7 protein-coding genes and 2 pseudogenes are annotated in these 12,901 nt (G+C 71.9%); 7 read left to right on the forward strand and 2 right to left on the reverse strand.

Annotation, left to right across the window (positions count from 1 at the left end; translation table 11 throughout):
• Positions 1-418: 418 nt before the first annotated feature.
• Entirely contained in the window at positions 419-1,228 is an 810-nt protein-coding gene (locus ACOBQU_RS12660) for a rhomboid-like protein (protein ID WP_423626696.1), read from the reverse strand.
• Between the two features lie 728 nt (positions 1,229-1,956).
• Here ACOBQU_RS12660 and ACOBQU_RS12665 point away from each other — a divergent pair.
• The 6 genes and pseudogenes from ACOBQU_RS12665 to erm all read left to right on the forward strand — a co-directional run.
• Positions 1,957-2,702, forward strand: a pseudogene (locus ACOBQU_RS12665) (spermidine synthase).
• Positions 2,703-2,768: 66 nt separating this feature from the next.
• Positions 2,769-3,509: a response regulator transcription factor gene (locus tag ACOBQU_RS12670; protein ID WP_423626698.1), complete on the forward strand. Its 741-nt coding sequence runs from the start codon at positions 2,769-2,771 to the stop codon at positions 3,507-3,509.
• A gap of 227 nt (positions 3,510-3,736) precedes the next feature.
• The gene (locus tag ACOBQU_RS12675; RefSeq protein ID WP_423626700.1) at positions 3,737-4,807 is read left to right on the forward strand and encodes a HAMP domain-containing sensor histidine kinase; all 1,071 of its coding nucleotides are present in this window, start codon (positions 3,737-3,739) and stop codon (positions 4,805-4,807) included.
• 329 nt (positions 4,808-5,136) lie between these two features.
• Positions 5,137-8,928: a multifunctional oxoglutarate decarboxylase/oxoglutarate dehydrogenase thiamine pyrophosphate-binding subunit/dihydrolipoyllysine-residue succinyltransferase subunit gene (locus ACOBQU_RS12680; protein WP_423626702.1), complete on the forward strand. Its 3,792-nt coding sequence runs from the start codon at positions 5,137-5,139 to the stop codon at positions 8,926-8,928.
• Between the two features lie 151 nt (positions 8,929-9,079).
• Positions 9,080-9,262, forward strand: coding sequence for a DUF6104 family protein (locus tag ACOBQU_RS12685; RefSeq protein WP_423634433.1), 183 nt, complete (start codon positions 9,080-9,082; stop codon positions 9,260-9,262).
• Between the two features lie 423 nt (positions 9,263-9,685).
• Positions 9,686-10,471, forward strand: a pseudogene (gene erm, locus ACOBQU_RS12690) (23S ribosomal RNA methyltransferase Erm); the annotation flags it as partial.
• A gap of 292 nt (positions 10,472-10,763) precedes the next feature.
• On the opposite strand, the gene ACOBQU_RS12695 reads toward erm, so the two are convergent.
• Entirely contained in the window at positions 10,764-11,627 is an 864-nt protein-coding gene (locus ACOBQU_RS12695) for a hypothetical protein (protein ID WP_423626704.1), read from the reverse strand.
• Between the two features lie 287 nt (positions 11,628-11,914).
• Here ACOBQU_RS12695 and ACOBQU_RS12700 point away from each other — a divergent pair, with 287 nt between their 5' ends.
• Entirely contained in the window at positions 11,915-12,901 is a 987-nt protein-coding gene (locus ACOBQU_RS12700; protein ID WP_423626705.1) for a DUF4097 family beta strand repeat-containing protein, read from the forward strand.

The following is a 12,901-nucleotide window of genomic DNA, read 5'->3' on the forward strand; positions in this document are numbered from 1 at the left end:
GGGTCGCGGCGGGGTGTGCGGGGTGCGGCGGGGGCGTGCGAGGTGGGCACGTGAGCCGCGCGGACGAGATGTCGTGGGGGGGCGTCGAGGAGAGGTATGCGGCGCGGCGTGGGAGCCGCGGACGACGAGGGGCGGCGCAGGTGAAGACGAGAGGCGGCGCAGGTGAAGGTGTGCGACGCGACGAGAAGGCCGTGCGGTACCGCGCGGCGCGTGACCGCCCGAGCAGGAGGCGGGAACGCCCAAGCAGGTGGGACCGCTCAAGCAGACCGGACCGCTCAGGCGGGCGGGAACGGCCTGGGCGGGGGCGCGCGGCTGGACGACGCGACGCCAGGAACCGCTCGGGCAGGGTTGCGCCGATGGGCGCCAGGCCATGAACCGCCCGAGCCGCGCTGGCGGGTGACCCCGGCGCTGCCGCCGTCTACGCCGCCGCAGCCCGCCGTTCCCCGCCCCGGCCGCGCCCCGCCCCCGCCCCGCCTCGCAGCAGCGGCCACGTCGTCACGCCGACGGCGAGGGCGAGCAGATGGCCCCAGTTGGTCATCGGGTCGTAGAACGCGATGAGGTCGTCGACGAGCATCGCGCCGAATCCGGCGAGGAGCACCCACCGCAGCCACGGCGTGAGCACTCCGGCGAGCGCGCCGACGCTCGCGGCCACGCCGAAGCTGATGCCGTAGTCGAGCCGGTGCAGCGAACTGCCGGGCAGATGGCCCGCGAGGACCGAGAGGCCGACGGGGATCTCGGTGGCGAGCGTGGCGACGACGTGCCCGAGGACGAAGACGCCCGCCGCGCGCACGCTTCCGACGCGGCGCTCCAGCGCGGTGAGCACGAACAGGAATCCGATGGCGTACGGCGACGTGATCCCGCCCGCGATCCACAGCGCGCTGGCGACCAGGACGAACAGGGGCCGGTCGGCGAGGTGCGCGACGTCCGTGCTCGATCCGTGGTGCAGCGTCGAGATCAGCGCGGGGTCCGCGTGGTCGGCGAGCCCCGAGGTGACGGCGAGGACAACCCCGTACCCAAAGGTGAAGGGCGTCCCTACGGGTGTCGGGAACAGCCGCCAGGGCCGAAGGCCACGGAGCCGGGCCCGGAGGGCGTCGACGCGGGCGGCGGCGTACGCGGTGGCGGAACCGGACGAGCGCGGCGCGGCCGGTGTGGAGGCCGAAGCGGCGGTGGCGGCGGCCCCGGAGAGGGGCAGCGGGCCCGAGGCCGACGGCTCACGCCAGGCGGGCACTTCCCCGCGACCGGCCCGCTCGGCGGCCTCGACCGCACGACCAACGCCACGGCCAACGCCACGACCAGCGCCACGACCGGCGTGAAGGTCGGCGTCACGTCCATCGCCACCGGCGTCGCAGGCCCGCCCGGCCTGAGTCACCCGCCCGAAGGCCCCCTCACCGCCCGAATCCACGCCCCCTATTCGCCCCCGGCTCCCCGCACGAACCGCTCCCCGAAGACCGGCCCCCTCACGAACCGCCCCCTCACGAACCGCCTCTTCGAAGCCATCGCCTCCCCCAGAGACGACGCCCTCCCCAGAGACCGTGCCCGCGTCACAGTCACCCCCCTCTACGGAGAGGCCGCCCCAGGCCGCCCCCTCGCCGCCACCCCGGCCGGAGGCCACCCGCGCGCGACGCCCACCCCCTTGACGCGGCACCGCGTCCAGGGTCACCAGGCCATCGGCACCCGGAGCATCGCCCTCAGCCTCCGGAGCGTCGCTCCCGGCGCCCGCGGCGGCGCCCCCGCCAGAAACCTGTTCGGTGCGGTTCACTCCGGGGCGCTCCTTCGGTCGGGGGCCTTGCATCACGAAGAGATCACGGCCACGCTTCACTGATCGTTCCCGCGCTGTCTATGACCGACGCCACGTGAGACGCGTCTCACAGGAACTCACGGCAACCCCATCGCATTCCGAGGCGTCCCGCACGCCGGGCCGCGGCCGTCCGAGGGGTCGGCGAGAGGATGACCCGCATGCACACTCCGTACCGACCCGATCCCCCCGTGGTTCTCGACCGGCGCGAAGGCCCCTACGGCGAAGTCGTGCTGCGCCGCCACGGAGATCTGCTCCAGATCATCGCCAACGGCACCTTCCTGATGGACACCTCCGACGGCCGCTCCGAGCGGCTTCTCGTCGACGCCGCGTACGACGCGCTCGACGGCCTCCCGCGCGCCGAGGGCGCCCCGCGCCCGAGCGTCCTGATCGGCGGCCTGGGCGTGGGCTTCTCGCTCGCCCACGCGGCCGCTGACGCCCGCTGGGGCCGCATCACCGTCGTCGAGCGCGAGACGGCCGTCATCGACTGGCACCGCGAGGGCCCGCTGGCGGAGCTCACGCGGCAGGCGCTCGCCGATCCGCGTACCGAGATCCTGAACGTGGATCTGATCGCATATGTCACGGGCCCATTCGCAAGCGTCAACGATTCGAACGCCGCGCCGCCGGAGTCCCGCCCGGCCACGTACGACGCCCTGTGCCTCGACATCGACAACGGCCCCGACTGGACCGTCACGCCGGGCAACGACAGTCTCTACTCCCCACCGGCCTCGCCGCCTGCAAGGCGCTGCTGAACCCGGGCGGCGTGCTCGCCGTGTGGTCGGCGCAGCCGTCACCCACTTTCGACTCCGCTCTACGGAATGCCGGATTCCATCAGGTACGTACGGAAGAGATCCCCGTTGCCCGGGGCGTACCGGACGTGGTGCACCTCGCGACAAGGGCTGCGTAGCCGAGGGGCCGTCACGCCCCGTACTCTGCTGACCGGACACCAAGCGATCACGTCAGGGGCGGGGCGATGGAGCAGACACACACCTCCCACAACAGCACCACGGCGGCGATGCCTGGAGCACAGCGCCGGGTGCTGGTCGTCGAGGACGACCCGACGATCGTGGACGCCATCGCGGCCCGACTGCGCGCCGAGGGTTTCGTCGTGCAAACGGCGGCGGACGGCCCGGCCGCAGTGGACACGGCCCAGGCCTGGCAGCCCGATCTGCTGATCCTCGACATCATGCTGCCGGGCTTCGACGGCCTGGAGGTCTGCCGTCGCGTCCAGGCCCAGCGGCCCGTGCCGGTGCTGATGCTCACGGCGCGGGACGACGAGACGGACATGCTCGTCGGGCTCGGCGTCGGCGCGGACGACTACATGACCAAGCCGTTCTCGATGCGCGAGCTCGCGGCGCGCGTGCACGTGCTGCTGCGCCGGGTCGAGCGGGCGGCGCTCGCGGCCACGACGCCGCGCAGCGGAATCCTGCGCCTGGGCGAGCTGGAGATCGACCACGCGCAGCGCAGGGTGCGGGTGCGCAGCGAGGACGTGCACCTGACGCCCACGGAGTTCGATCTCCTGGTGTGCCTGGCCAACACCCCGCGCGCGGTGCTCTCCCGCGAGCAATTGCTCGCGGAGGTGTGGGACTGGGCCGACGCCTCCGGTACCCGCACCGTCGACAGCCACATCAAGGCGCTGCGCCGCAAGATCGGCGCGGAACGCATCCGCACGGTCCACGGGGTCGGGTACGCCCTGGAGACCCCGACGCCATGACGCCGGACCCCGGCGCCGCGGGCCACGCCCCGAGCACCGTCGGCCACACCCTGAGCGGCACACGCGGCGCTCCGGAGGGTTCGGGCAGCTCTCCAGGGGGCACGGGCGTCTCTCCGGGGAGCCCGGCCGCGTCCCCGGAGGGGGCGGTCGGCGCCGCGGGGAGTGCGGCTCGTGACGCGCCGAGCCTCGCTCGGGCCTGGCGCTCCGACCGGGGCGGAGGGTTCGGAATGAGCAACCCCTTCGGCGGCCTCCGGCCCTTCTCGATCAAGACGAAGCTCGGCACGCTGGTCGTCGTCTCGGTCTTCATCACCACCGGCCTGCTGATCGTGGCCACGAAGACGGAGACCGAGCTGCGCTTCATCACGGTGTTCTCCGTGATCGCCACGCTGCTCATCACCCAGTTCGTCGCCCACAGCCTCACCGCGCCGCTGGACGAGATGAACTCCGTGGCCCGCGCGGTCTCGCACGGCGACTACACGCGCCGCGTGCGCGGAGCCGACCGCCGCGACGAGCTGGGCGACGTCGCCACGACGATCAACCGCATGGCCGACGACCTCGAAGCCCAGGACCAGCAGCGCAAGGAGCTCGTCGCCAACGTCTCGCACGAGCTGCGCACCCCCATCGCCGCCCTGCGCGCGGTCCTGGAGAACGTCGTCGACGGCGTCTCGGCCGCCGACCCCGAGACGATGCGCACGGCCCTGAAGCAGACGGAGCGCCTCGGCCGCCTCGTGGAGACCCTGCTGGACCTGTCCAGGCTCGACAACGGTGTCGTACCGCTGAGAGCCCGGCGCTTCGAAGTGTGGCCCTACCTGTCGGGCGTCTTGAAGGAGGCCAACATGGTGGCCTCCGCGCGCAAGGGGATGCCGTCCGGCTCCGGCAGTCACACGCGGACGGACGTCCATCTGCACCTGGACGTGTCGCCCCCGGAGCTGACGGCGCACGCGGACGCCGAACGCCTGCACCAGGTGGTCGCGAACCTCATCGACAACGCGGTCAAGCACAGCCCGCCCCACGGCCGGGTGACGGTGCGCGCCCGGCGCGGCCCCTACCCCGAGTCCCTGGACCTGGAGGTCCTCGACGAGGGCCCCGGCATTCCGGAGTCGGAGTGGCACCGCGTCTTCGAGCGCTTCAACCGGGGAGCGCACGCGGGCGCCTCCTCCGGCGGCGACGGCGGAACGGGCCTCGGGCTAGCCATCGCGCGCTGGGCGGTCGACCTCCACGGCGGGCACATCGGAGTGGCCGAATCGGCTCGCGGGTGCCGGATCCAGGTCAGCCTTCCGGGTCTGCCCGAAGACTGAAGTTGACGTAAAGTTCGACGTGGAAGCGGTGCGGGGGCAAGCGACAGCGCCCCGGAAGCGCCGCAGCCGCGTGCCGATGTGCCCAGGACGCGTACAGACGTACTCATGACGCGTACAGACGTGCCGTGACCGTCTCCAGAGGGTCTCCACGCGGCGCTGAGTCGTTGGCAAACCTCGCTTGTTTCCCGCCATTTCCAGCGCCGAAACCACCAATCCGATGTGACTTACACGACGGATGGCGGGCCCGGTCTGCACCGGACGAGGTTGGAGGCGTAGCCTTTATTTCCGCTGTCCATCACCTTGTGAAGCGGAAGAGGGCGGTTGCCGCCGTGTCGCCAGAGTCCCCCAGTAAGTCGAGCACCACGACCGACCAAGAAGCGCAGGGCAAGAACCCCGCTGCCGCGTTCGGTCCCAATGAGTGGCTCGTCGACGAGATCTATCAGCAGTACCTCCAGGACCCGAATTCGGTCGACCGTGCCTGGTGGGACTTCTTCGCCGACTACAAGCCAGGGGTAGGCGCCACCGTGGCCGCCGCTCCGGCCAAGCCGGCGGGTGACGCGGCCGCGGGGGCCGCGCCCACCACGTCCCAGACGGCTGCCGCCCCCGCGGCGAAGCCCGCGGCCACCGCCGCGCCCGCCGCGCAGGCCCCCGCCAAGCCCGCTGAGGCGCCCTCCAAGGCCCCCACGGCGCCCGCGAAGCCCGCGACCCCCAAGGCCGCGCCCGCGAAGGCCGCACCGGCCACCGAGGCCCCTCAGGGCCCCGAGTACGTGACGCTGCGCGGCCCCTCCGCGGCCGTGGCGAAGAACATGAACGCCTCCCTGGAGCTGCCCACGGCCACGTCCGTGCGCGCGGTCCCGGTGAAGCTGCTGTTCGACAACCGCATCGTCATCAACAACCACCTCAAGCGCGCCCGCGGCGGGAAGATCTCCTTCACGCACCTCATCGGGTACGCGATGGTGCAGGCCATCAAGGCCATGCCGTCGATGAACTACTCGTACGCCGAGAAGGACGGCAAGCCCACCCTCGTCAAGCCGGAGCACGTCAACTTCGGCCTGGCCATCGACCTCGTGAAGCCCAATGGCGACCGGCAACTGGTTGTAGCGGGCATCAAGAAGGCCGAGACGCTGAACTTCTTCGAGTTCTGGCAGGCCTACGAGGACATCGTCCGCCGCGCCCGCGACGGCAAGCTGACGATGGACGACTTCTCCGGAGTGACGGTCTCCCTGACCAACCCCGGCGGCCTCGGCACGGTCCACTCCGTGCCGCGCCTGATGCCCGGCCAGTCGGTCATCATGGGCGTCGGCTCCATGGACTACCCGGCGGAGTTCCAGGGCACCTCCCAGGACACCCTGAACAAGCTGGGCATCTCCAAGGTCATGACCCTGACCTCGACGTACGACCACCGGGTCATCCAGGGCGCCGCCTCCGGCGAGTTCCTGCGGATCGTCGCGAACCTCCTCCTCGGGGAGAACGGCTTCTACGACGAGATCTTCGAGGCGCTGCGCATCCCCTACGAGCCGGTCCGCTGGCTCAAGGACATCGACACGTCGCACGACGACGACGTCACCAAGGCCGCCCGCGTCTTCGAGCTGATCCACTCCTACCGCGTCCGCGGCCACGTCATGGCCGACACGGACCCGCTGGAGTACAAGCAGCGCAAGCACCCGGACCTGGACATCACCGAGCACGGCCTCACGCTCTGGGACCTGGAGCGCGAGTTCGCCGTCGGCGGCTTCGCGGGCAAGTCGATGATGAAGCTCCGCGACATCCTCGGCGTCCTGCGCGACTCGTACTGCCGCACCACCGGCATCGAGTTCATGCACATCCAGGACCCGAAGCAGCGCAAGTGGCTCCAGGACCGCATCGAACGCCCGCACGCCAAGCCGGAGCGCGAGGAGCAGCTGCGCATCCTGCGCCGTCTGAACGCCGCCGAAGCGTTCGAGACCTTCCTGCAGACGAAGTACGTCGGCCAGAAGCGCTTCTCCCTGGAGGGCGGCGAGTCCGTCATCCCGCTGCTCGACGCGGTCATCGACTCCGCGGCCGAGTCGCGCCTGGACGAGGTCGTCATCGGCATGGCCCACCGCGGCCGTCTGAACGTCCTCGCCAACATCGTCGGCAAGTCGTACGCGCAGATCTTCCGCGAGTTCGAGGGCAACCTCGACCCGAAGTCGATGCACGGCTCCGGCGACGTGAAGTACCACCTGGGCGCCGAGGGCACCTTCACGGGCCTGGACGGCGAGCAGATCAAGGTCTCCCTGGTCGCCAACCCCTCGCACCTGGAGGCGGTCGACCCGGTCCTGGAGGGCGTCGCCCGCGCCAAGCAGGACATCATCAACAAGGGCGGCACGGACTTCACCGTCCTGCCGGTCGCCCTCCACGGAGACGCGGCCTTCGCGGGCCAGGGCGTCGTCGCGGAGACGCTCAACATGTCGCAGCTCCGCGGCTACCGCACGGGCGGCACGGTCCACATCGTCATCAACAACCAGGTCGGCTTCACGGCCCCGCCGGAGTCCGCGCGCTCGTCGATGTACTCCACCGACGTGGCCCGCATGATCGAGGCGCCGATCTTCCACGTGAACGGCGACGACCCGGAGGCCGTGGTCCGCGTGGCCCGCCTGGCCTTCGAGTTCCGGCAGGCGTTCAACAAGGACGTGGTCATCGACCTCATCTGCTACCGCCGCCGCGGGCACAACGAGACCGACAACCCGTCGTTCACAAACCCGCAGATGTACAGCCTGATCGACAAGAAGCGCTCGGTGCGCAAGCTCTACACCGAGTCCCTGATCGGTCGCGGCGACATCACCCTGGAAGAGGCCGAGCAGGCCCTCCAGGACTTCCAGGGCCAGCTGGAGAAGGTCTTCACGGAGGTCCGCGAGGCCACCACGACCCCGGCCCCCGCGGAGGTCCCGGCCCCGCAGACCGAGTTCCCGGTGGCCATGGACACGGCGGTCTCCCAGGAGATCGTCAAGCGGATCGCCGAGTCCCAGGTCAACATCCCCGACCACATCACCGTGCACCCGCGCCTGCTGCCGCAGCTGCAGCGCCGCGCGACCATGGTCGAGGACGGCACGATCGACTGGGGCATGGGCGAGACCCTCGCCATCGGCTCCCTGCTGATGGAGGGCACCCCGGTCCGCCTGGCGGGCCAGGACTCCCGCCGCGGCACCTTCGGCCAGCGGCACGGCGTCCTCGTGGACCAGACGACCGGCGAGGACTACACCCCGCTGCAGTACCTCTCCGAGGACCAGGCCCGCTACAACGTCTACGACTCGCTCCTGTCCGAGTACGCGGCGATGGGCTTCGAGTACGGCTACTCGCTGTCCCGGCCCGAGTCCCTCGTCATGTGGGAGGCGCAGTTCGGCGACTTCGCCAACGGCGCGCAGACGGTCATCGACGAGTTCATCTCGTCGGCCGAGCAGAAGTGGAACCAGACCTCCGGCGTCACCCTGCTGCTGCCGCACGGCTACGAGGGCCAGGGGCCGGACCACTCCTCCGCCCGCGTGGAGCGCTTCCTCCAGCTGTGCGCGCAGAACAACATGACGGTCGCGATGCCGACGCTCCCGTCGAACTACTTCCACCTCCTGCGGTGGCAGGTGCACAACCCGCACCACAAGCCGCTGGTGGTCTTCACTCCGAAGTCGATGCTGCGCCTCAAGGCCGCCGCTTCGAAGACGGAGGAGTTCACGACGGGCGGCTTCCGCCCCGTCATCGGCGACAGCACGGTGGACGCGAACGCGGTCCGCAAGGTCGTCTTCTGCGCGGGCAAGTTCTACTACGAACTCGAGGCCGAGCGGCAGAAGCGCGGCGTGACGGACACGGCGATCATCCGGATCGAGCGCCTGTACCCGCTGGCGGGTGCCGAGCTCCAGGCGGAGATCGCCAAGTACCCGAACGCCGAGAAGTACCTGTGGGCCCAGGAGGAGCCCGCGAACCAGGGCGCGTGGCCGTTCATCGCCCTGAACCTCATCGACCACCTGGACCTGGCGGTCGGCGCCGACATCCCGCACGGCGAGCGGCTGCGCCGCATCTCGCGGCCGCACGGCTCGGCCCCGGCGGTCGGCTCGGCCAAGCGCCACCAGGCGGAGCAGGAGCAGCTCGTGCGCGAGGTGTTCGAGGCGTAGTCCCGGCGGCCCGCACGGGCCCCGGCGACCGCTCCGGCCGTACGAAGGTGGGCCCGGCCCCGCGTCCCTGATGGACGCGGGGCCGGGCCCACCGGCGTGTCGGCCTACGATGAGGCAAGCAATCCCGACGTACGCGCAGCAGGAGCGAGAGTTGTACTTCACCGACCGTGGCATCGAGGAACTGGAGAAGCGGCGTGGCGAGGAGGAGGTCACCTTCGAGTGGCTGGCCGAGCAGCTCCGTACGTTTGTGGACCTCAACCCGGACTTCGAGGTTCCGGTGGAGCGTCTGGCGACGTGGCTGGCCCGTATGGACGATGAGGACGAGGAAGAGTAGTCCTCCGAGTAGTCCTCACGAAGGGCAGACCGCCGCGGCTCCGTAGTGGCGTGGCATGGCTCCGTAGCGCCGCGCGGTGATCCCGTGGGGCCGCGCGCGTCCCCCGTTGGACACCGGGGCCCCTCCGTAGGCACGGCAGGGCAGCACCGCCCCTCCGTAGCGCACGAATCCCTAGCGCACGACACACCAATCCGTAGCGCACGAAAACCGCTTGCCGCCCTCTCTGGGGGACGACGTAGGCTGCGTCCCATGTGTGGAATCGCATGCTGCGCCGCCAGTGCGGCGACGAGGACCCGCCGCTCCTAGCGGCGGCCTGACCTCGACTTCGCTTCTCCGAAGAGCGGGACTTTCCGCCGCTTCTACGCGTCAGCGCCGGGCGGCTCTTCGTGCTGCCCGGCTTTGCCTCGAAGCCGCGGAGATCCTGTGCGCACGCACCGCACCACCCCTGCCACGCCCCGCCACGGCCGTCACGAGTACGGCCAGAACTTCCTCGTCGACCGGGACACCATCGGCGCCTTCGTCGACCTGGTGGCCCGCACACCGGGCCCGATCGTCGAGATCGGCACCGGCGACGGTGCCCTCACCCTGCCCCTGGAGAGCCTCGGCAGGCCCCTGACGGGCATCGAGATCGACGGGCGCCGCGCCGAGCGCCTCGCCCGCCGCACCCGTCCGTCCACCACGATCGTCCACGCCGACTTCCTGCGGTACTCCGCCCCGAAGGCACCGCACACCCTGGTCGGCAACCTGCCCTTCCACGAGACCACGCCCATGCTGCGCCGCATCCTGCGGTCGCCGGGCTGGACCGACGCCGTCCTGCTCGTGCAGTGGGAGGTCGCGCGGCGCCGTGCGGGCGTCGGCGGGGCGACGATGATGACGGCGCAGTGGTGGCCCTGGTTCGAGTTCGGGCTCGCCCGCCGCGTCCCGGCGGCGGCGTTCCGGCCCCGCCCCAACGTCGACGGGGGCCTGATGACGATCGCACGACGCGAGCGCCCTCTGGTCGAACCCACCGTCCAGCGGGGCTACCAGGACCTCGTCCACCGCGTCTTCACAGGCAAGGGACGGGGCCTGCCGCAGATCCTCGGCACGGCGTGCCCGGGGCTCCCCCGCCGCGAACTCCAGGCGTGGCTGCGCGAGCACGGGCTCGGCCCGGCCCACCTGCCCAAGCACCTGACGGCACAGCAGTGGGCGGAACTGGCGGCACTGTCCGGACTCGACAGCGCCGAGCGGCCTCTACGGAGAGGGGGCGGACTGCGGGAGGGACACCGGGAGCGGGACGCGGGCCGTGCCGGGCGGGACCAGCGTCGTGCGCGGGAGGGGGCCCGCTCATGGGGAGGGGCCCGTACCCGGGGAGGAGGCCGCGCACGGCCCTAGGGAGGGCATGTGCGGCACGGGTGCGGCCGCCGGAGCATCGCGCCCGTCGTGTCACCGGAGACGGGCGAGCACCCAGCGGCCCGCGCAGCCTCTGCCGCCGCTCGCAGAGGGGTGGGCGCCGGGCCTCGCGTCAGTCGTGCTCCCGCGCACGGTCGTACGCGAGGCCCAGCGCCCCGTGTACGACGAGGACGAGTCCGGCCACCGTCCAGCCGCCGCCTCCACGGCGCCGCAGGGACCAGGCGAGCAGCGGCAGCCCCGCAGCCAGTTGGGCGCCCGCGAGGGCCCGGGCCCGGGGCCCGCGCAGCCAGGGGCCGAGCGGTCCGCTCTCGACGGCGTCGAGCTCCGCGCGTACGGCGTCGCGCCAGCCCGACCACTCGACCTGGCGTACGCCGCTCACGGCGCGGGCCGCCTCCCGTAGCTGGTCGGCGGGCTCTCCGGGGCGCAGGCCGGGCGGCAGGTCGACGCCCGCGCGCCTCAGGACGGCGAGGAGGCCGCGCAGCCGGGCCCGGGCGTCGGCGTCGGTATCGGGCCGGGTGAGGGTGTCCAGGGCCTGCATGTCGAGTACGGGGTCGAGGCCGAGGCGCGCGGCGAACGTCCGCATGGCCTCGTCCTCGCCGACGGGCGTGCCGTTCGCGAGCCAGATGTAGCCGACGGTGCGCCGGAAGCCCGCCGCGAGCGTGAATCCGGCGCGCTCGGCGTCCCACCACAGCGCGAGTACGGGCCACGGCGAGCCGACGGCGAGCGCGGTGGCCCAGCCGGTGAGCACCCGGTCGACCGGCTCGCCGCCCTGCGACCACGGCTTGCCCTCGGGTACGAGCACGCTCCACTCGGCCCCCGCGGGCGCGAGCAGCATCCGGTCGCGCAGCAGCTGGGTCACGGTCTCGACGGCGTCCGGCCGGGCCCGGCAGAGCAGCAGGGCACCGGCGGTCCCAACGGTCCGGGGACTGCCGGAGGGTTCGGCGGCGCCTGAGGCGGCGGTCGGCTCGGAAGGCATGGCCCCACGCTAGGACAAACGCTGACGTTTGGCGCAGGGATGAGCCGACCGAGGGGCCGCCCGCCAGCCGCCGGGGCCCGACCGCGCTCGCCGACGGCGGCGCAGCAGGCCCAGCCGCGCCCGGTGGCGGCACGGATCGCCCGGCGGCACGGATGTCGACGGCCCACCGCGCCCGCCGACGGCGGAGAAGAGATAGGTCTTGACATTCCGGACCCGCGATATATCGTGTGTAGCAGAGACGCGATATGGCGCGTCGCGTCCGACCCGGTCAAGGGAGGTCAGCCACCATGCCCGAGTGGTCCGTCGCCGAGCCGAAGCAGCTGACGTTCGACGCGCCCGTGCGGACACTGCGCGTCCGCGTGGTGGGCGGCGCGGTGAACGTCGTGGGCACCGACGAAGACGAGGCGAGGCTGGAGGTATCCGAAATCTCCGGCCCTCCACTCACGGTGACACAGTCCGGCGACAGCCTGTCCGTGGCGTATGAGGACCTGCCCTGGATGGGCCTCCTGGAATGGCTGGATCCCAGGGAGTCGCGGGAGACCCGACGGAAGGCGGTGGTCTCCCTCGCCGTCCCCGCCGGGACCCGCGTCGAGGTCGGCGTGATCAGCGCGGGGGCGGTGATCACGGGGATCGAGGACCACGCCGCGGTCCGCAGCATCACGGGTGACGCGACCCTGGTCGGCCTGACCGGCCCGGTGCGGACGGAGTCCTTCTCCGGCAACGTGGAGGCCCAGGGCGTCACCGGCGACCTGCGCTTCGAGTCGGTCTCGGGCGACCTGACGGTCTTCGAGGGCACGGGGCCGTCCGTCAGGGCCCAGTCGGTGAGCGGCTCGATGATCGTGGACCTGGACCCGGTCGGCGACCCCACGGACATCGGGCTCACCAGCGTCTCCGGCGAGATCGCCGTCCGCCTCCCCCACCCGGTGGACGCGGACGTGCGGGCTGACACGGCGAGCGGCTCGGTCTCCTGCGACTTCGAGGACCTCAGAGTCACCGGCCAGTGGGGCGCCAAGAAGATCACGGGTCGGCTGGGCTCCGGAGGCGGCCGCCTCCGGGCGAAGACGATCTCCGGTTCCATCGCCGTGCTGCGCAGGCCGCAGGTGGAGGAAGATCTGTACGGGCCCGAGAAGCCCCCGGCCGAGACGCCACCGCAGGATCCCCCTCCGGCGGACTCGGCACCGGCTTCCTCGGCCGCCCCCTCCCCCGACGCCCCGACCGACGCGCCGAAGGCGGACCCCACCGCCGAAGCCCCGACCGACAAGAAGGTGCTCTGA

The sequence above is a fragment of the Streptomyces sp. G45 genome, from assembly GCF_049542095.1.
Lineage (GTDB): Bacteria > Actinomycetota > Actinomycetes > Streptomycetales > Streptomycetaceae > Streptomyces.